The sequence below is a fragment of the Pseudoalteromonas gelatinilytica genome (assembly GCF_001641615.1).
Taxonomy (GTDB): Bacteria; Pseudomonadota; Gammaproteobacteria; order Enterobacterales; family Alteromonadaceae; genus Pseudoalteromonas; species Pseudoalteromonas gelatinilytica.
The window spans coordinates 709,487-727,827 of sequence record NZ_LRRU01000020.1 but is presented as its reverse complement, the minus strand read 5'-3'; the positions used below and the strand labels follow the sequence as shown (position 1 = coordinate 727,827).

Below are 18,341 nucleotides of genomic sequence, written 5' to 3'. Positions count from 1 at the left end.
TTTTATGCTTTCTATGCTGCTAGAATCCGCGCCGAAACACTCGACTTACAATTTTTACATTTTTATAAAGGTTGTTCAAACACCATGGTAACCCCACTTATCCTAACCCTGATAGCGGTGGCATTTTTGCTTATCGTTATAGAGGATATTATCCATGTAAACAAGGCCAAAACGACGCTTTTTTTTGGCACTTTATGCTGGATTATCTTATTTATCTCTCCAATTCATGGGCAAAGCCCAGAAACCATACAACACCAACTGGATCACAACATTTTAGAGATCGCGACTTTGTGGCTATTTTTAATGGCTGCAATGACCTTTGTAGCGTATTTAAACTCTAAAGGCTTTATCCAGAATATTGTTCATAAAATTATGCCAAATCAAATCAGTGAACGAAAGCTGATGTTTCTGATTGGTGGCTTTGCATTTTTATTCTCATCAATATCAGACAACATAACCGCGACTTTAATCTCGCTTGCTGTGGTGATGTCGCTGAAATTAGATCCTAAAAAATTAATAAAATATGCAACCTTAATTGTATTTAGTGTTAACTCGGGTGGGGTATCGCTGATCACCGGTGATGTTACGACCTTGATGATTTTCTTAGATGAAAAAGTGACGATAGGACACCTGTTGTTGTTGATTGTCCCTGCGCTTTCAAGTGTGGCACTGTTAGCAGCGATGCTATCGGTGGGTATGTCGGGTAATGTAGTATTTGAAAAACAAACCGCGCGTCGAATTGAAAAAACAGATATAACCATTGCGGTTATCTTCTTCTCGACGATTATTGCCACGTTAACTTTAAGCGTACTTTACAGTGTACCACCGCTATTAACCTTTTTATTTGGTTTATCACTGATGTTTTTGGTTGCACAATTCTTAATGCGCAAAAAAGACGTTAACAAAAAAATCATCGATTATATACGTGAAATTGAATACGACACCTTATTGTTCTTCGTTGGTGTGTTATTGCTGGTTGGCGCATTAAAAGAAGTTGGCATGCTTGCTAAATTTACTCACTTATATGAGTTGATGGCACCGGAATATGCCAACTACTTGATGGGGCTATTATCAGCAGCGGTAGATAACGTACCTCTGACTGCAGCACTTTTAAAAGCTGATATTGTGATGAGCCCTCAGCAATGGCTGTCGTTTACTTACGCAACTGGGGTAGGTGGCTCAATGCTTATAATCGGCTCTGCGGCAGGTATTATTGCCATGAGTAAGGTTAAGGCACTGACCTTTATGAGCTATCTTAAAATGTCGGTTTATTTATTAATTGCTTATACCGTTGGTTATTACGGTTCGCACTTAGCGGGCAGTTTAATTTCATAAAACAACTTGACAGCTAGACGTCTAAACGTTAACTTTCGAAGCCTGCTTTTAACTGCAGGCTTTGTTATTTTAACCAGGTGTTAACTTAACATTCAGAAGAGGTGCGATACTTAGGTAATTAATGTGAGGTGACGAACGCCGATGACCATTAATGAGGGAAGTACTCGCCGAGAAAATTAACCGGACGTCACGGTTATTTTTCGGTTTATGGGGCTGAATCCTCAAAACTGTCACCAAACTAGGTGGAGAGCTTCTGGCATGGACTACTCTTTATTTTCAAAGCACCCCCTTGCCGAGTTCTTCTTGAATTACTGTGGATAGTTTTCCACAAAAGGAGACGACATGAATACCCAATTAGCCGCCAACACAAAATCAGATTACGTTGTTGCAAAATTTGGTGGCACCAGTGTAGCTAACTTTGATGCTATGAGCCGCTGTGCAGAAATCGTTTGTGCTGATAATCAAGTACGTATAGTTGCTGTGAGTGCCAGTGCGGGCGTGACAAACCATTTAGTTGCATTGTGTAAACGTGATTTGAGCGCGGCTGAGCGTGATGAACATATTACTGGCGTAGTCGCCATACAAGAAGCAATCTTGGCAGAGCTGTCGCTTGATGCTGATTTAGCACATGGCTTTAATGAAACGCTTAAGGCTTTTCAAAATCTAGCGTCAGAAGGCGCAAAGTCAGTAGCTGAGCAAGATGAGCTACTGAGCTTTGGTGAGCGTTTCTCATCGTATTTGTTTACTCAAGTGTTACGTGGCCAAGGTCTTGATGCGGTGCGTTTTGATGTTCGCAAAGTGCTAAAAACAGATAGCCAATTTGCTAAAGCTACCCCAAATGTTGCAGCAACCGCTGCGGCAGCTAAAGAGCATTTAGTACCGCTACTTGATGATCAGGTTGTGGTAACCCAAGGCTTTATTGGTAGCAATGAACACAATCAAACGACTACTTTAGGCCGTGGTGGTTCAGATTACAGTGCTGCATTACTCGCTGAAGCAATTAACGCAAAAAGCGTGCATATTTGGACCGATGTAGTCGGTATTTTCAGTACTGATCCGCGTTTATGCGCTAAAGCAAGCCCAATTGCACGCTTAAGCTTTGATGAAGCGGCAGAAATGGCAACGTTTGGTGCAAAAGTACTGCATCCTGCTACTATTTTACCGGCAAGCCGTAGCCACATTAGTGTGTTTGTTGGTTCAAGCCGTGAGCCGCAATTAGGTGGTACATGGATTGAAAAAGAAAAGTCTCAGCAACCAGGTATTCGTGCGGTAACACAGCGTAAAAACCAGATTCTATTAACGGTTAAAAGCCCAGAAATGCTCCTTGCGAGCGGTTTCTTAGCCCGTGTATTCACCATTTTAAGCGAATTTAATATTTCGGTTGATTTGGTTACTACTTCTGAGATCAGTGTTGCAATTACGTTGGATAACGCACCGAATGCATCACGTCCAGAGCTTGATCAAGCCTGTTTAGATAAGCTTTCTGAATTTTGTCATGTATCGGTTGAAAATAACTTAACGCTGGTGGCTTTAATTGGTTCTGAAATTCAATTACGTCAGCAAGAAATGAACTTAATGCAGGTATTAAGCGATTTTAATATTCGTTTAATTTGCCACGGTGCAAGTAAACATAACCTGTGCTTCTTAGTTGAACAAAGCGAGTCAGATTATGTAGTTCAGGCTATCCACAGCCGACTATTAGAAAGCCAAGTCGCGGCGTAAGTCACTAAAGTTAATAAAAGAGCACTGCCAGTCAGTGCTTTTTTGTGCCACAACACTTATATCAAAGCCTTCAATAGAGTTGCTACTCGCGCTGAAATCATGTTTGTTCAATTCTTCGAATATATTAGGAGCAAGTAGTTTCGCAATAGGCTGAGCACTTGCTTTGGCAAGCGCTTCTTTTAATGTCCAAATTCTAAAAAAGCACTGTGCCTGTTCATTGGATGTGTCAAAACGGCTAATGAAGTCAACTTCATCGTGATGATAAAAATGCTTGGCGAGTTTGATAAAAGGGCGAGGCTTACTGCTTTGTTCAATATCAAAACCAAATAGCTGCTGTTCTGGGTTAAGAGCTGCGCCAATTAAACCATTTGAATGTGATAAACAGGTCCACACAGGTTCTCTAACCGGGGTATGTAATTTTAGCTTGCTGTCTTTGTCATCAAACTGGCTCGATATTTCACTGAGCGCTAAATCATCATGAGGGTAAGCATGTTGATACAAATACTTTAACGTGAGGCGAGTCGCTAAGTACTCTTGCTTTGCATTAGGCACTTTGCGTTTTTCAAGCACACTTAACTCAAACTCACTAAGTAATTTATCAAGGGGTAAACTTGCAACATCAATACCTGTTGCATCCATAAGCATGATTTTTTTGGCCGTTGTTTGGCACTGCTGTTCAATGATAAGGGTGTTCGAAAAGTAGTGACTGCTCATGGTATAACGCTTACACGGGGCTTGAATTTAGTTTTGTTTATTTTTACAGCAAATGCACTTTTATAGGCACGAACAAACGCAAATAGTTTACGCAGTTGACTGTAATTATGGTTTAATGAGGAAAAATAATAACAGATTTGTAGATGTATGGCACAAGTTCGTGACGGCTTTCAAAGCCGATTAGGTTTCGTTTTAGCAGCTTCTGGCGCGGCGGTAGGTTTAGGTAATATTTGGGGCTTTCCAACACAAGCGGCAAACCATGGCGGCGGTGCATTTTTACTTGTTTATTTCATTGTTATTTTCTTATTAGCGCTTCCAGCTCTTTATACTGAGCTGTACTTAGGCCACCAAGCGCAAGCTAATCCGGTAAAAGCATTATCTAGTGCATGGCAAGACACAGCACCTAAAGTGGGCGCTGCAGCTGGCTATATTGGCCTCTTTGGTGCGATTGTGATGCTGAGCTTTTATTCGATAGTTGCAGGGTGGATGCTCGCTTATGCGCTCGAGCCAGTCGCAAGCTTCTTTGGTTTTACTGAGTTAAGTAACTTTTTGCACAGTGACTCCATGGCGCGCAATTTTGTGTTTACGCCACTGATGCTTATTCTTACTGCGAGTATTATTTTAAAAGGTGTTAAATCAGGTATCGAAACTTGGTCACGCCGCTTGATGCCATTATTGCTAGTGTTATTAGTGGCGTTAATTGCTTATATCGCGACCCTAGATGGTGCGATGGATGGTTTTGCAGCTTACTTAGTGCCAGATTTTAGTCAAATTCTTGATGCCAACTTAATTATTGCGGCAATGGGACAAGCGTTCTTTTCATTGTCGTTAGGTGTTGGTTGTATGATGGTTTACGGCTCATATTTAAAACCAGATGCCAACCTGCCGAAACTTACTGGAACCGTGGCACTGCTAGATACCGGTGTGGCTTTTTTAGCAGGTTTATTGATTATTCCGGCTATTTTTGTTGCTCAACATAACGGTGTAGAGGTATTTAGTGGCGGTAAATTGGTTGGTGAAGGGCAGTTAATCTTTGCGATTTTACCTGAACTGTTTAGCACGATGGGTCAAGTGGGTTTACTCGTTGGCTTATTATTCTTTGTATTAATGTCGATTGCCTCAGTGACATCAACTATTTCATCGACTGAAATTCCAGTAGCATTTTTGGTTGAGAATCACAGTGTAGAGCGCAAAAAAGCGACCTTATTTGTAACCCTAATCGTGTTTATTGCTTCATCACTGATTATCTTAAACTTTGACTGGTTATTTGGTTTAGTCATTATGGTACTTACACAGTACCAATTACCTTTGATGGGGCTGTTCTATTTCATTACTGTTGGCTGGTTATGGCAGCGTGGTAATAAATTGCATCAAGTATCGAGCGGCCCTCATTATTGGTTTGCCCAGTACATTCGCTTTATCTGCCCGTTATTAATGACGGCGGTATTCGTGAACGTGGCGTTGTTGAAATAGAAACTCGAGTTGCTAGTTACAAGTTTCTAGTTTCAAGGTGAAAGAAAAAAGTAAAAGGCGTGGGGTTTAAACCTCACGCCTTTTACTTTAAAGACTTGTATCTGAGTAACTTTAAATTTATGTAAAACCACAGCTGAGTAATTTATAACCTATTGACAAATTAAATGCGAAAATTTACGTTTAAGAAATCTTAATAATTAAGGGACTAATTATGAATATAAATAAGATTATGCTGGTTGCAATTTTTATATTTATTACATCGATTTCTTTTTCAGCTAAAAGTTTAGAAATATTTTTTTCTAACGAACTAAAACTCAATATTAACCCTCATAAAGTTGCCCATAATGGTAATTTAATAATTTTAAAATTTGATGATTTTGTGTTAACACATGAGATAGTTGATCCCAAAAATTTCATACCAACAGTTGATCTTACTGGCAATACTGAAACTTTTATGAGTTCACTTTTTGATATTAAAACTCGACAAGAGCTACCAATTTGGTTAGCTAAACTATCTGAGAGTACGTCTGCTTCATTCAACATTGAGTCAAAAAATACTTACATTGAAGATTTAGGTAAAATCAAACTTTACTCTAGTTATAATGATAATGAAGAGCATGGAGTTATATTGATTTTGAATGGTGGTGAGGTGCATTGGTTTTCAGTGATGGGAGAAAAAAACGATTTTAACAATATCGTCAAATTATTGAAGGAATAGACAAATGGAATTGAATAAAATAGAGCAAGAAAATCTAAAAGCTTTCTTAGCGTCAGTTTATGGTAATCAAGCTCGTAGTTGGGAAATGAATGATGAAGTCTTTAATCAAACCATATATATGCTTCAAGAGTCTAATAAATGCACTGATTTAATGGACTTTGTTCCAAGACCAATGCCTTTGGGAGCAAACCCAATTAGCTATATAAAAAAAACTGCACGTAATATTTTATTACGAAAGCTTAAGAACAGCAAAAATCAATATAAGGTATGTGTATCAACCTCAGCGGCCAAATTTAAGACGAAGTTAGTATTAGCTGGACTCGGCTTTTAGAAACTTAATAAAGCCAAGCCAGTTTAATTTTTTGATAACTGGCTTTAAATTTAATAATGTTTAATTCACTTCGTTAGTTAATGGTAAGCCTTGGCTTATTTCATTAGCACTTTGTAATGTAGTGCAGGCTATTTCGCTAAGTGCTTCTTGGGTGAAGAAGCCTTGGTGGCCTGTGACTAACACATTCGGAAAGCTAATAAGGCGTGAAAAAATATCGTCTTGCATGATTTCTTCACGGTGATCTTTAAAGAATAACTCTGACTCTTGCTCGTATACATCTAGGCCTAGGTGTCCAAGCTTTTTAGACTTAAGTGCTTGAATACATGCTTGGCTATCGAGAAGTGCACCGCGAGAGGTGTTAATCAGCATGACACCGTCTTTCATCCTCTTAAATGCGTTAGCATCAATTAAATGATGGGTGTGCTCGTTGAGCGGGCAGTGCAATGAAATGACATCACTTTGGGTAAGCAATGTGTCTAAATCGCATAGGGTGTAAGGGCCTTCACCAGCCATAGGGTCGCACACGAGCACCTTAGCACCAAAGCCATTTAAGATATTAACCAGTGCTAAACCGATTTTGCCACAGCCTATTATCCCAATAGTTTTTTTAAACAGATTAAAACCGAGTAAACCGTTTAAATCAAAGTTGCCTTCACGTACTCGGTTAAAGGCTTTATGGGTTTTTCGGTTGAGCGTTAGCATGAGTGCAATACAATGCTCTGCTACTGCTTCTGGGCTATATGCAGGGACGCGGCAAACCTTGATGTTATGCTCTTTGGCAGCATCAAGGTCAACATTATTAAAGCCTGCACAGCGTAATAAGATTGCTTTTATACCGACAGCCGCCATATCAGCAATGACGTGTTTGTCGACCGTATCGTTTACAAACACGCACACGGCATCAAAACCTTGGCAAAGGGGTGTGGTATTGCTGTTCAAGGATTGCTCAAAATAACTGAGCGAAACAGACTCAGCGTATTCAGTTAGATTCCTTTCAAAAAACGGTTGCTCATACTTTTGCGCACTGAATAAGGCCAGTTTCATCATTTAAATTACTCTCTATCACCATTTTGAGGGTTTCGGGCTTGGTGCGCGGGGCATATCGCGCAACAAGTTGACCCTCTGAGTTTATAAGAAATTTGGTGAAATTCCATTTAATTGCGCGGTTTTGCGCAATTCCACGGGTATGGCACTTTAAATAATTAAATAAAGGGTGAGCGTCAGGCCCGTTGACTAACACCTTGTTAAAAATAGGAAAGCTGACATCAAAGTGTTGCTGATAAAAGGCTTTAAGTTCATTGCCTTCAAGTGGCTCATTATGGCCAAATTGATTACAGGCAAAACCGAGTACGGTAAATCCTTGCTGTTTATATTCTTGATAGAGTTTTTCAAGGCTTGCCATTTGCACTGAAAAATTACATTTGCTAGCAATATTGACGATAAGCGCTGTTTTTCCTTGTAGCGATTCAAGGCTGAAGTTTTCACCAGATGCAAGCTGGGCATTGAAACGATATATACTATCCATGTTTTACCTGTGTGTTTTTAAACGGTTTAAATGAACTTTTTTTCATTCGCTTTTTAGTTATTCGGTTGAGATAATGAAATTGTTACTAATTTATCACTCAAATAGGTCAGTTTTATGTCAATGAAAGTCGCCTTCATCGGATTAGGTGTAATGGGTTACCCAATGGCGGGTCACCTTGCCAACGCAGGTCACAGTGTGACAGTTTACAACCGCACAACGGCTAAAGCGCAAAAGTGGGTATCAGAATATCAAGGTGAACACGCTGAAACGCCAAGTGAAGCCGCAAAAGGGGCTGATATCGTTTTCATGTGTGTAGGCAATGATGATGATTTACGTTCAGTTGTTTATGGTGAAAATGGTGTGCTGGCAAGCATGCATGAGGGCAGCTATTTAGTTGACCACACTACAACATCAGCTGAAGTGGCACGTGAAGTGGGTGCTCAAGCGAAACTACAAGGCATCGCATTTTTAGATGCACCGGTTTCTGGCGGTCAAGCTGGGGCAGAAAATGGGGTATTAACCGTGATGGTTGGTGGCGACGAAGCTGATTTTAATGTTGTTCAACCTGTCATGGCTGCTTTTAGTCGTTTTAGCCAATTATTAGGTGAAGTAGGCTCTGGTCAACTTTGTAAAATGGTAAATCAAATTTGTATTGCGGGTGTGGTACAAGGCTTGGCTGAGGGGTTACACTTTGCAAAACAAGCAGGCCTTGATGGTGAAAAAGTAATTGAAACCATCTCTAAAGGCGCTGCAGGCTCGTGGCAGATGGAAAACCGCTACAAAACAATGTGGGCTGGCGAATACGAATTTGGTTTTGCTGTTGACTGGATGCGTAAAGATTTAGGCATCGCTTTGGATGAGGCAAAGGCCAACGGCGCAACTTTGCCGATGACGGCAACAGTTGATCAATATTACGCCGATGTACAAGCCTTAGGTGGCGGTCGCTACGACACATCTAGTTTATTAGCGCGTATCGAAGCGTTACATAAAAAGTAATATCCATAAAAAACGCGACAATAATTGTCGCGTTTTTTATTACATGCTTTGTGCGTAATTGTACAACGCTTTTAATATATGCAGATTTTTCTCGTTATCATCATTTTCATGAGCCAGATTTTCAAGGGTGATCATGAAATCTTGGCCACTGATCGACGGGCTATCTTCACCGTGCATTAGCTTGTTTTGGCAATACTGGCGCCATTTTGCCAGTTCATCTTGGCTAAGCGTGTGTGGCCAGTTTCGAGCGCGGTATCTAAATAACAAGGTTGCAAACTTTTTATCATCAAAATCAAGCTGCATTGATGCTAGTTGCTCAGGGCTTGCATCTCGAATAATGGCAAATTTAGCTTTATCAGCATGGCTTGTAAAACCATCATAAAGTTGATAATCAGGGTTAGTGGTTTCGCCATAATCACGCTGCTCGTTAAACACTTCGGTGACTTTGTCGCGAAGTTCTGTGTTGGCTTTTAAAATAGCGAGATTTTGTAGGCACTTTTCGCGGTCAATACCTAAACGGGCTGCGTTCTCTGGTAACAAGGTTTTTGCTGGTGCAAGAATAGGGCACTTGTTTAAATGCACGAGTTTTAAGCCTACCGGTGCTTCGTCTTCGCCAAGGTCGCTGTGTTTTGTGTAAAGACGCGTGCGTAGCTCTTCAACAGATAAATCTAATAGCACTTGCGGATCTTCAGTTAAATTAAAGCAAATAATGGCGTTTTTATTAACTGGGTGAAAGCTCATTGGTGCAATCCAGCTGGTGCAGCCTTGGCTTGCCGGAATTCGTGATGAAGTGTGCACCAATGGTGTCATGTTAAACACATCAACTAAATCAGCCAGTGCTTTTTTAGAGCGTAAGCTAAAGAAGAACTGATACAACTTAGGTTGTTTTTCTTTTATTAATTTTGCCAACGCTATGGTTGCCGTTACATCACTTAATGCATCATGAGCGGCAGCGTGCTCGATGCCATTGGCAACGGTTAAGTGCTCGAGTTTAAAGCTCGGCGTACCATCTTCTTTAAGCGGCCATTCAATACCTTCTGGGCGTAGTGCATAACAGGCACGCACTAAATCAATAATATCCCAGCGGCTATTATTGTTTTTGTATTCACGCTCGTATGGGTCATAAAAGTTACGATATAAGCTGTAACGTGTGACTTCATCATCAAAACGGATGCTGTTATAGCCCGCAACACAGGTGTTAGGTTGGCTAAATTCAGCATGGATCTTTGCCATAAACTCAGCTTCAACTAAGCCTTTTTGCATCGCAACTTGCGGGGTAATACCCGTTATTAAACACGCTTCAGGGTGGGGCAAGTAATCGGCTGCAGGCTTGCAATACTCAATTAACGGCTCACCAATAATATTCAAATCGAGATCGGTACGAATACCTGCAAATTGACTCGGGCGGTCCTTTTGCGGGCTTGCGCCAAATGTTTCGTAGTCGTGCCAATAAATTGTTGGTTGCTGTTGTTCTGGATATGCCATGCATTAAACCTTGCTAAGCGTAGGGCCGCTTTGACTTATTTTTTGAATTAACAGAATTATGGCATAGAGCCTAGCTAGTTTATAGATCTAAACGGTTTGATGCTGTTCAGCGTACGTTTTGCATACGTGGATAGTATAAAAAATGGCCTAACGGTTTAATTTTATGCTTATATAGGGGCTAGTCGTTAGTTTTTACCCAATTTGTATTTTAGTGGCTCGGTATTTGCTAACGAAAACTATCTTTAACAATGAAGGAACAAAAAAATGACTTTATCAGCTTTATTACTATCTACTTTAGCATTCGACGCAGCACCAGTTTCAAGCTTTGATACGACAAAACTTCAAGGCTCTGGTGGAATCGTAATCATTAAAGAAAAGAAAAAGGAAGAGCTACAAGGTTCTGGTGGAATAGTTATTATTAAAGAAAAAAAACCTAACTAAACAATAGACTATTCAAAATAACCAGCTCAAACAGCTGGTTTTTTTTGCCACATAGTAATATCCTAATGCTTGGTATGAAGGGTAAACTATGTTTGAATACTTAGCAGAATTATACAACAAGGCATTATTGGTCAGTGAAAACAGAGAAGTGTTTTCATATCAAGTACTCATATCATTGTCTTACCTCTTAGCCCTCATACTTTCAATGATACGAGCTGTTAAAGATAAAGAGTTATTTAGTGACTTTTTAACAATAGCTGTTGTCGTCACGAAATACATGCTTACAACATTATTAATGGAATATGCATTGACTTATATTCAAGAAAATCATGCAGTTGATAATGTTCAGAATGTTTACCTTGGTTTAAGCGCTACTTCATTGTTTAGTATGTATGTGCTTGCAAAGCTTCATGAAAAGTTTAGTTATAAGTTCGGTTTGCTATTCTTTTGTGTTATCAAGCTAACAGTTGGCCTTTCTATAGCTCACTTTATTCTTTGGTTTAAGTTTGTTGTGTTAGACATACAAGCTGAACACGCCTACATACACTACATGTATAGCTTTATTGTACTCTACATTAGTATTGTGCTTGCTGTTGTGATGTTGTTTCCTGGTCTTTTGAAAACCAAATTAAAACTATTACTTAGTCCAAGCTGGCCGTTCGGAACAAAAACTTAACATTAATTATTAGATGAATTTCAGTCTCATACTAGCATTTATAATGCTTTTTCCTGATGTATTACGGACCAAGTTTGGGTGTATAGTAACTTTTAGTTTACCGAGGGATCGTAATGCTTGAACTAATTTACATAGCTATTGCCGTTTTAGCCATCTTGCTGATTGCAAGTACGTGGTTGATTGCGCGAAAAAATATCTTTGAAGATCAAATCAGGTCTAAGTCTGTTGAGGTGGTTTGGTGCACGTTACAAGCCGAACATGAAACAGATATCAGCAAAGCAATTAAACTATTTAATAAAGCTGAACAATTGAAGGGCGAAATTGCAACCTTAATGGGCAATTCACCACACGCCGCACATTTTAAATTAGCAGAACCTGCCGGGCTTGATAGCGATAAAATAAAGGAGTTATCGCTTGGGGAGCTGCAGCGATACTACGATAAGCAAAACAATATATCTGACATTTACGAGAAAATGTACAAAGGTAAGAATTAGTAAAAAGCCAGGTTATTTAACCTGGCTTTGTATTTTGAGCTCTTTTGCTATTTGTTTTAGCTGAATATCTGCAAGTTGACTAAGTGCTTCTTGCGTTTGGTTCTCACCTTTAATTAACCCCGCCATTGATAGCTTTTTTATACTCTTAATAATACCGTTACTGACTGCTTGTAATATGGGACCATCAAGTACAGCTGTGGTTTGGTTACTACCATTAAGTAGTGAATCAAAACTAACCTCAGAAGCTTTAGCTAGTTTATCAATTAACTCATAGGGCACAGTTGCAAGCTCAATACTTTGCTCACAAAAGCCAAGTTGTAATGATAAATGTTGCTCTAATTCTAAATTATTTTGCACCTGACAAAGCGTACATAAGCGCATAAAAATATCACTTACATGCTGTTGCTCAGTGCTGAGCGTTTGATTGAACATAGCATGTCCTTGCACTGCTTTTTTATTTATATTAAACGACTTTTTAAAAAATCTCATGCATAAAGTGATAGTTAGCGAATTTTTTAACTCATATACAATGCTATTTGATGATACAAGCCAATTCCTAGTAATACATTGAAAGGAAAGGTTATGCCTAAAGAACATAACATGGCTAAGCCTATGTCAGCATCAGGAATAGCTGCTTTTATAGCGGCTGGAGCTGCAATATAAGAGGCACTTGCAACTAGGCTTGCTAATATCACTACCGATCCCAGCTCGAGTTGCAGGGCAGTACCAACACAGACGCCGATAGCACCTAATAGATTTGGAGTTATAACAGCGAATAACGCTAAACGCCAATGATGCCATGGAATAGGGCGCAGTGTTTGTGCGGCCATTAAACCCATTTCGAGTAAGAATAACGCTAATACAACTTTAAAGCTGCTGGTAAGAAGGCTAGTTACTTGGCTGCCTTGCTGCGTGCCGTACATCATGCCAATAATCACACCACCCACAAGCAAGATCACACTTTTGTTAGTCAGTGTTTCATGCCACAGCGCTTTGAGTGATAGGTTTTGCCCAGAGCCATTTCCTAGACGGCGGTATAGTAATAAGCCAACGATGATGGCAGGTAATTCAAGCATTACTAAATAAAGCGTGACTTCAGCACCTACATTAAGTGAGTTCGATTCGGCATAAGCTAAAGCAACGGCGAATGTACCTGCGCTTACTGAGCCGTAATGCGCGGCAATACTTGCGCTATTAGCAACAGAAAGGTTAAGCAGTTTGTTTAATACCGGATACAGCATTAATGGTATCAAGCCGCCAAGCAGTAACACAGCGCCCATCTCGGGTAGAAGTTGCCAATGCAAATTGCCATGCAGCACCATGCCGCCTTTTAAGCCAATGGTGAGCATTAACAATAGGCTAAGGGTTTCATAGGTTGCTTGCGGAATTTTAAGATCAGAGCGAAGTAATCCGGCTGTGAGCCCTAAAACAAAAAACATTACAACAATATCAGGCACTTTGTTCTCCTCTTGGTTAAAAGCGCCGCTATTCTAGATAAAAATTCACATAGTAAATAATTAAATAAATGATAGTATCTTATAGGTTATTATCTATGGGTTGGTGTTAATGGACTTAAGGCATATTTCTTTTCGCTTACTTGAAGTGTTTATGTGTGTGGTAAAAACGCGCTCAATTAGTGAGACAGCAAGGCAGTTACACTTAACGCAACCAACGGTTTCACAACAAATTAAACGCTTGCAAGAAACAGTGAATGAGCCATTAGTGATGGTTAATCAGCAGCGTATTCATATTACAGAAGCGGGTTTTGCGTTGTTTCAAACTTGCCAGCAGGTGTTTGGTCATTTTGATGATTATCAGGATTACTTAGCTGAGCTCAGAGGTGGGGAGCGCGGGCGCTGTAAAATAGCCATGGTTAACACCGCACAATATATCTTGCCCAAATTGCTTGGACCGTACAGTAATTTACATCCTCATGTTGAGCTGCCGCTTGAAATAGGTAATCGTGCCGAGGTGCTTGCTCGATTTGAACGAGGCGAAGATGATATTTATGTATTTAGTCACCCCCCTTCATTAGAGCACGCAAAAGCAGGGCGGTTTTTGCAAAACCCATTAGTGTTTATTGCGCCAATAAACCATCTACTTGCGAGTAAAAGCCATGTCACTTTGCACGACATAGTGAGTGAACGTTTTTTACTTCGAGAGCCAGGCTCTGCTACGCGAATGCTTTTTGAAAGTGAATTACAAAGTAGAGGTTTTGTTTTAAGCAACACAGTACAAATGGCGAGTAACGAGGCAATACGTGTTGCAGTTGGCTCAGGAATGGGGCTCGGTGTTGTTTCTCGCCATGTATTGCCACCCCATGATACGAGCTTTTGCATGCTAGATGTAGAGGATGTGAATTTAGCCAGTCATTGGTATTTTGTGGTTCGCACCGATCGCCATTTGTCACATGCGGCGCGCAATTTTTTAAAATTTGCCCAACTTAACTTAGAGCAATGCTTAGATAAACAGTGGGTGACCAATGAGTTAAGTCAGCTAAATAAAAGTTTAAATTAAACTAACAAGCTGTCACGTTAAAATGCCATAGTAACAACTTGATTTCGGCCATTTAATTTTGCTTTGTATAAGCCTTTGTCGGCTTCTGCCAGTAATTCGTTAACATTATTTGTGCCCGATTTATGAGTTATGATGCCAACACTAATTGAAAGCTTTATTGAATGTTGCTGATATTGAAAGCTATCGTTGTGTATTGCTAAACGGATCCGCTCAGATAGGCTTTCGCCTTGGGTCTGACTGGTGCTTGGTAATATTACAGCAAATTCTTCACCGCCGATTCTGGCGACTAAATCGTGTTCGCGAAGCTGGCTTTTAATCTTTTTAGCAACCCATTTGAGTGCTTCATCTCCGGTTTCATGACCATATTGATCATTTACTTTTTTAAAGAAATCGATATCAATCATCAAAGCACAGAGCTCTGTAAGATTACTATTAGCTTGCTCTAAGTAATTATTGCTAATCATTATAAATGATCTGCGATTCAATAATCCTGTAAGCGGGTCACGATTGGCAAGATCGCTTAGTATCTGCTCTGATTCTAAAAACATCATTAATGGCCAAATCATAGCAGTTAGGGTGGTAATTATAATATGGCTTATCAAAATGACCGCGAGAATGTGGCTTAAATCAGTATTAATATCGCCCTTATAATCAGAAACTAAAAGCAAAAATTGTACTAACATAATCAAAGCATGAATTACAAAGCACAGTTTTAGTAAAGCCAGGTGTATGATGCGCTCAACTTGCAGCTTTCTGAGCGCAAATGCAGCGTAGCTAAAGCAAATAGCTATGATAGCCGTGCTGATTATTTGGTTTAATGGGGAGTCATGCACTGGCAGTAATATCAGCATGGATAGGATCAGCACAAAGGCGCAGGCTTTATGGTATTTCCTATCTGACTGACTATAAGCATGGATCCCTAAAATTGCAGCCAAAGGCGCTGAAATAATGAGTAAAGCTGCCAGATAATGGGTAATTAAAGGTAAGTCGATAAAAACACGAAGAGAAGCGGTGATTTGCGCAAATACAAAAAATAAACACGAACTACCCCAATATAAATAGCTCGGCTGTTGCCTTAAAAAATACAAAGACAGTAGAAACGCCCCAATAATCACATTCAATAAAATTGAAATGCTGATTATGGTGGGTAAATGCATCATGATTTTCCCTGAATAATCACTCGACTAAAATCAGATTAATTATTATGTATTAGTTGAGTATTATCAACCCGTACATTGTAACTATAATTTTAGACTTTCTAATGCTGGTTTTAACGTTGGGTAATGGAAGCGGTAATTATGACTAAGTAGTTTATTGGGAAGCACAAATTGACCATGAAGGAGTAGGTCTGACATCTCGCCCATCATCAATTTTAAAACCCAGCTAGGCATACGTAACATGGCAGGACGCGATATCACATGTGCAAGAGTTTGACTAAACTCATTATTATCAACAGGATTTGGCGCAGTGGCATTGACAGGCCCGTGTATATCCTGATGTGAAAGCACAAAAAGGATGAGTTGGATCATGTCGTCAATATGGATCCACGACATTCCTTGTTGACCATGGCCTACTGGTCCACCCAAGCCAAATTTAAAAGCAGGCAGCATTTTACCTAAAGCACCACCTTGCTTAGCTAATACGATACCTGTACGAAGTAGGCATACTCGAGTTTGGTCAGATTGTGCTTTCGTCGCTGCATGCTCCCAATCACGGCAAAGCACATGGCTAAATTCAGGATAAATATCATTAAAGCTTTCATCAATTGGCTGGTTTTCTTGGCGGCCATAAAAGCCAATCGCACTGCCAGAAATAAAGGTATGAGGTGGTGATTCACAGCGGCTAATCGCTTTAGATATCTGTAGGGTAAGATTAATTCTGCTATTTAACAAAGTGCGCTTTTGCGACTCGCTCCAACGTTTGTTGACAATTGGCTCTCCAGCTAGATTAATTACAGCGTCAACCTCTTCAAAATTCACCTCATCGAGTGACTTAACAGTGTGCACTTGATGAGTCAGAATAACAGCAGCTTGAATTGGGTTTCGTGTAAGTACAGTCACCTTGTGATGGTTTAATAAAAAAGGGCACAAATGCCTACCAATAAGACCCGTTCCGCCTGTCAATAAAAGATGCATAGTGTTGCCTTAAGTTAAAAGTGCTGTGTAAATTTTATACATAGTGATGAGGGTTTTTGCAAATATATACGGATAAAGCAGTAATTTAGATTAGTCTTCTTGAGTACTATTCTGGTAAAGATGATAACCATTTTTTGACGCTTGTTTAGCTTGGTACATTGCTTGATCAGCAAGCTTGAGCAGTTTTTGAGGATCTTGACTGTGATCAGGTGCTAGGGCTACACCAATACTAAGTGACACCGTAACTGTGTGTTGTTCGAATATAAAAGGGCTATCAAATCGTTCCATTAGATGGTTGAGCATGGCATTTATGTAGCAACGCTTGGCAATGTTGTGGGCAACAATAACGAATTCATCCCCTCCATAACGGTAAACATCATCATCAGCTCTAACTGATGAAGTAACCCGTTTTGCTGTTTCTTTAAGTACTAGGTCACCGATTAAATGACCATAGTTATCGTTGAGTTGCTTGAATTTATTAATATCAATAAAGATTACAGCCAGTTTGTTATCTTCAGAACAAAGACTAGTAGCGTGTTTTAATGCAGGCTCTAGTTCCGTTCGATTTAAAACACCCGTCAAATGATCGTGACTTACTTGAAAATTTAATTTACTTGCTCGCTTATTAATTATGTTGCTCATACGTATGAAGCGTTTGAAAAGGTAACCTATTTCATCATGAGAATTAATCGTCATCATTTTTGCAGGCATGCCTTTTTCAAGCTGTTTGGTATTTTTTATTAATATTTTCATTGGCTTGAAAAGTTTAGAATTGATATAAAAAGCACAAAATACTAATAAGATAACAATTAATGGGATTTGCAAAGTGACGAACCGGGTAATAAACAACCTATTTCTTTGGTACTCAGCATTTTGCTGTTCTAGCTTGGCTTTCTCAGTATTTTGAAACTGTAGAATATGCCAACGGATTTGGTCCATATACTGTTTACCCTCATCAGTTAACACAATCGCTTTAGCTTCTTCAAGGGCATAAGGTGTGCCTTGCATTACAAGTGTCACTGTTAATGCCAACTCAGCTAATTTTTTGTTAACTAGTTCATCAATTAAAGCAAGCGTATTTTGTTGTTCGGGGTTGCTTAGGGTAAGTCTATTAACAGCCAAAAAATGTTTTTTTACTTGTTCAAGAGCCGAATAGTAGGGTTCTAAATAGTTGAGGTCTTGCGTTAATAAATAACCCCGTTGTCCAGTTTCGGCACTCGTTATTTGATTGTAGAGCTTTTCTGATTCATCGAGCACATTATGAGTATGGATCACTGCTTCAAGCTTAGCCTGACCTTGTTTATCTAATGCATAGATAATGAAAGTATTGGCTACCACCACACAAAAAATTGTGGATAGCAGAAGGATAAATTTAGCTCTTAGCGACATTGAATGGGTAGGGGACTGTTTCAGTTATTAATAATAAAGTATTGATGGGTATTGAGTATTTTTCCAGTGTGAGTTTTAAGATATGTAGTCGAAATTTTGGTTAAATTATTAATGTGAGCTTAACAAATTGGTGCAGATTGTGTTTATTTTTGGTAATTTAGTCCCGATAATAAGTAAATAATGTATTTAAGGAACTATTATGCATAAGGGATTAATTGCAGGTGCTGCAGTTTTTAGTATGTTTAACGCATACTCTCTTCAAGCTGCAACAGTCGAAAGGGTCAGTCCCCTCAACCAACCACAACTTCAAAACCTGCTGTTAATAAATCAGAATCTTCAAAATAATCAAAAAAAAGGTTCTTATTTTGAAGAGGTAACTTTGCCTCACTT

The 18,341-nt window shown here is 39.5% G+C and carries 19 protein-coding genes and 1 riboswitch; of the genes, 10 read left to right on the top strand and 9 right to left on the bottom strand.

Annotation, left to right across the window (positions count from 1 at the left end; all coding sequences use genetic code 11):
* Positions 1-84: 84 nt before the first annotated feature.
* Both nhaD and lysC read left to right on the top strand, forming a co-directional pair.
* Positions 85-1,335, top strand: coding sequence for a sodium:proton antiporter NhaD (nhaD, locus tag NH153_RS16265; RefSeq protein WP_063705784.1), 1,251 nt, complete (start codon positions 85-87; stop codon positions 1,333-1,335).
* Between the two features lie 88 nt (positions 1,336-1,423).
* Positions 1,424-1,596, top strand: a riboswitch (Lysine riboswitch).
* An 81-nt stretch (positions 1,597-1,677) separates the two neighbouring features.
* Positions 1,678-3,057 (top strand): lysine-sensitive aspartokinase 3, encoded by a 1,380-nt coding sequence (lysC, locus tag NH153_RS16260; protein ID WP_063705782.1) that lies wholly within the window; start codon positions 1,678-1,680, stop codon positions 3,055-3,057.
* Here lysC and NH153_RS16255 read toward each other — a convergent pair.
* Entirely contained in the window at positions 3,034-3,771 is a 738-nt protein-coding gene (locus NH153_RS16255) for a 4'-phosphopantetheinyl transferase family protein (protein ID WP_063705780.1), read from the bottom strand. The genes lysC and NH153_RS16255 overlap by 24 nt on opposite strands.
* A gap of 147 nt (positions 3,772-3,918) precedes the next feature.
* Here NH153_RS16255 and NH153_RS16250 point away from each other — a divergent pair, with 147 nt between their 5' ends.
* The 3 genes from NH153_RS16250 to NH153_RS16240 all read left to right on the top strand — a co-directional run bounded on the left by NH153_RS16250 (position 3,919) and on the right by NH153_RS16240 (position 6,293).
* Positions 3,919-5,244 carry a sodium-dependent transporter gene (locus NH153_RS16250; protein ID WP_063705778.1) on the top strand — a complete coding sequence of 442 codons (1,326 nt, stop codon included), beginning with the start codon at positions 3,919-3,921 and terminating at the stop codon, positions 5,242-5,244.
* Between the two features lie 211 nt (positions 5,245-5,455).
* Positions 5,456-5,962: a hypothetical protein gene (locus NH153_RS16245; protein ID WP_063705776.1), complete on the top strand. Its 507-nt coding sequence runs from the start codon at positions 5,456-5,458 to the stop codon at positions 5,960-5,962.
* 4 nt (positions 5,963-5,966) lie between these two features.
* Entirely contained in the window at positions 5,967-6,293 is a 327-nt protein-coding gene (locus NH153_RS16240; protein ID WP_063705774.1) for a hypothetical protein, read from the top strand.
* Positions 6,294-6,353: 60 nt separating this feature from the next.
* Here NH153_RS16240 and NH153_RS16235 read toward each other — a convergent pair whose 3' ends face one another.
* On the bottom strand, positions 6,354-7,337 hold the full coding sequence (locus NH153_RS16235) for a 2-hydroxyacid dehydrogenase (protein ID WP_063706187.1): 984 nt from the start codon (positions 7,335-7,337) through the stop codon (positions 6,354-6,356).
* Complete coding sequence (locus tag NH153_RS16230) at positions 7,303-7,818, bottom strand: glutathione peroxidase (protein WP_063705772.1); 516 nt, start codon at positions 7,816-7,818, stop codon at positions 7,303-7,305. The genes NH153_RS16235 and NH153_RS16230 overlap by 35 nt, the downstream gene beginning before the upstream one ends.
* A 114-nt stretch (positions 7,819-7,932) precedes the next feature.
* On the opposite strand from NH153_RS16230, the gene NH153_RS16225 reads away from it, so the two are divergent.
* Positions 7,933-8,814 (top strand): NAD(P)-dependent oxidoreductase, encoded by an 882-nt coding sequence (locus NH153_RS16225; RefSeq protein ID WP_063705770.1) that lies wholly within the window; start codon positions 7,933-7,935, stop codon positions 8,812-8,814.
* Positions 8,815-8,853: 39 nt separating this feature from the next.
* Here the strand turns inward: NH153_RS16225 and sbcB are convergent, their stop codons facing one another.
* A complete protein-coding gene (gene sbcB, locus NH153_RS16220) occupies positions 8,854-10,299 on the bottom strand; it encodes an exodeoxyribonuclease I (RefSeq protein WP_063705768.1) in 1,446 nt (481 codons plus the stop codon).
* A gap of 264 nt (positions 10,300-10,563) precedes the next feature.
* Between sbcB and NH153_RS21780 the strand changes: the two genes are divergently transcribed.
* The 3 genes from NH153_RS21780 to NH153_RS16210 all read left to right on the top strand — a co-directional run bounded on the left by NH153_RS21780 (position 10,564) and on the right by NH153_RS16210 (position 11,910).
* A complete protein-coding gene (locus NH153_RS21780; protein ID WP_156503651.1) occupies positions 10,564-10,740 on the top strand; it encodes a hypothetical protein in 177 nt (58 codons plus the stop codon).
* Between the two features lie 88 nt (positions 10,741-10,828).
* On the top strand, positions 10,829-11,416 hold the full coding sequence (locus tag NH153_RS16215; RefSeq protein WP_063705766.1) for a hypothetical protein: 588 nt from the start codon (positions 10,829-10,831) through the stop codon (positions 11,414-11,416).
* Between the two features lie 113 nt (positions 11,417-11,529).
* Positions 11,530-11,910, top strand: coding sequence for a hypothetical protein (locus NH153_RS16210; RefSeq protein WP_063705764.1), 381 nt, complete (start codon positions 11,530-11,532; stop codon positions 11,908-11,910).
* A 12-nt stretch (positions 11,911-11,922) separates the two neighbouring features.
* Here NH153_RS16210 and NH153_RS16205 read toward each other — a convergent pair whose 3' ends face one another.
* Both NH153_RS16205 and NH153_RS16200 read right to left on the bottom strand, forming a co-directional pair.
* A complete protein-coding gene (locus NH153_RS16205) occupies positions 11,923-12,342 on the bottom strand; it encodes a hypothetical protein (protein WP_063705762.1) in 420 nt (139 codons plus the stop codon).
* Positions 12,343-12,425: 83 nt separating this feature from the next.
* Entirely contained in the window at positions 12,426-13,367 is a 942-nt protein-coding gene (locus tag NH153_RS16200; protein WP_063705760.1) for a sodium-dependent bicarbonate transport family permease, read from the bottom strand.
* A 109-nt stretch (positions 13,368-13,476) separates the two neighbouring features.
* Here NH153_RS16200 and NH153_RS16195 point away from each other — a divergent pair, with 109 nt between their 5' ends.
* On the top strand, positions 13,477-14,427 hold the full coding sequence (locus NH153_RS16195; RefSeq protein ID WP_063705758.1) for a LysR family transcriptional regulator: 951 nt from the start codon (positions 13,477-13,479) through the stop codon (positions 14,425-14,427).
* 17 nt (positions 14,428-14,444) lie between these two features.
* Here the strand turns inward: NH153_RS16195 and NH153_RS16190 are convergent, their stop codons facing one another.
* The 3 genes from NH153_RS16190 to NH153_RS16180 all read right to left on the bottom strand — a co-directional run bounded on the left by NH153_RS16190 (position 14,445) and on the right by NH153_RS16180 (position 17,903).
* On the bottom strand, positions 14,445-15,587 hold the full coding sequence (locus NH153_RS16190) for a GGDEF domain-containing protein (protein ID WP_063705756.1): 1,143 nt from the start codon (positions 15,585-15,587) through the stop codon (positions 14,445-14,447).
* A gap of 81 nt (positions 15,588-15,668) precedes the next feature.
* Positions 15,669-16,562: a TIGR01777 family oxidoreductase gene (locus tag NH153_RS16185; protein WP_063705754.1), complete on the bottom strand. Its 894-nt coding sequence runs from the start codon at positions 16,560-16,562 to the stop codon at positions 15,669-15,671.
* A 90-nt stretch (positions 16,563-16,652) separates the two neighbouring features.
* On the bottom strand, positions 16,653-17,903 hold the full coding sequence (locus tag NH153_RS16180; RefSeq protein WP_167350246.1) for a diguanylate cyclase domain-containing protein: 1,251 nt from the start codon (positions 17,901-17,903) through the stop codon (positions 16,653-16,655).
* Positions 17,904-18,341: the final 438 nt, after the last annotated feature.

What these genes read in the sequence shown, in the direction of transcription:
- nhaD (WP_063705784.1), top strand. Translation starts at nt 85, where the DNA reads ATGGTAACCCCACTTATCCTAACCCTGATAGCGGTGGCATTTTTGCTT.
- NH153_RS16205 (WP_063705762.1), bottom strand. Translation starts at nt 12,342, where the DNA reads ATGTTCAATCAAACGCTCAGCACTGAGCAACAGCATGTAAGTGATATT.
- NH153_RS16215 (WP_063705766.1), top strand. Translation starts at nt 10,829, where the DNA reads ATGTTTGAATACTTAGCAGAATTATACAACAAGGCATTATTGGTCAGT.
- NH153_RS16195 (WP_063705758.1), top strand. Translation starts at nt 13,477, where the DNA reads ATGGACTTAAGGCATATTTCTTTTCGCTTACTTGAAGTGTTTATGTGT.
- NH153_RS16255 (WP_063705780.1), bottom strand. Translation starts at nt 3,771, where the DNA reads ATGAGCAGTCACTACTTTTCGAACACCCTTATCATTGAACAGCAGTGC.
- NH153_RS21780 (WP_156503651.1), top strand. Translation starts at nt 10,564, where the DNA reads ATGACTTTATCAGCTTTATTACTATCTACTTTAGCATTCGACGCAGCA.
- NH153_RS16245 (WP_063705776.1), top strand. Translation starts at nt 5,456, where the DNA reads ATGAATATAAATAAGATTATGCTGGTTGCAATTTTTATATTTATTACA.
- NH153_RS16240 (WP_063705774.1), top strand. Translation starts at nt 5,967, where the DNA reads ATGGAATTGAATAAAATAGAGCAAGAAAATCTAAAAGCTTTCTTAGCG.
- NH153_RS16235 (WP_063706187.1), bottom strand. Translation starts at nt 7,337, where the DNA reads ATGAAACTGGCCTTATTCAGTGCGCAAAAGTATGAGCAACCGTTTTTT.
- NH153_RS16230 (WP_063705772.1), bottom strand. Translation starts at nt 7,818, where the DNA reads ATGGATAGTATATATCGTTTCAATGCCCAGCTTGCATCTGGTGAAAAC.
- NH153_RS16250 (WP_063705778.1), top strand. Translation starts at nt 3,919, where the DNA reads ATGGCACAAGTTCGTGACGGCTTTCAAAGCCGATTAGGTTTCGTTTTA.
- NH153_RS16225 (WP_063705770.1), top strand. Translation starts at nt 7,933, where the DNA reads ATGTCAATGAAAGTCGCCTTCATCGGATTAGGTGTAATGGGTTACCCA.
- NH153_RS16190 (WP_063705756.1), bottom strand. Translation starts at nt 15,587, where the DNA reads ATGATGCATTTACCCACCATAATCAGCATTTCAATTTTATTGAATGTG.
- NH153_RS16210 (WP_063705764.1), top strand. Translation starts at nt 11,530, where the DNA reads ATGCTTGAACTAATTTACATAGCTATTGCCGTTTTAGCCATCTTGCTG.
- sbcB (WP_063705768.1), bottom strand. Translation starts at nt 10,299, where the DNA reads ATGGCATATCCAGAACAACAGCAACCAACAATTTATTGGCACGACTAC.
- lysC (WP_063705782.1), top strand. Translation starts at nt 1,678, where the DNA reads ATGAATACCCAATTAGCCGCCAACACAAAATCAGATTACGTTGTTGCA.
- NH153_RS16185 (WP_063705754.1), bottom strand. Translation starts at nt 16,562, where the DNA reads ATGCATCTTTTATTGACAGGCGGAACGGGTCTTATTGGTAGGCATTTG.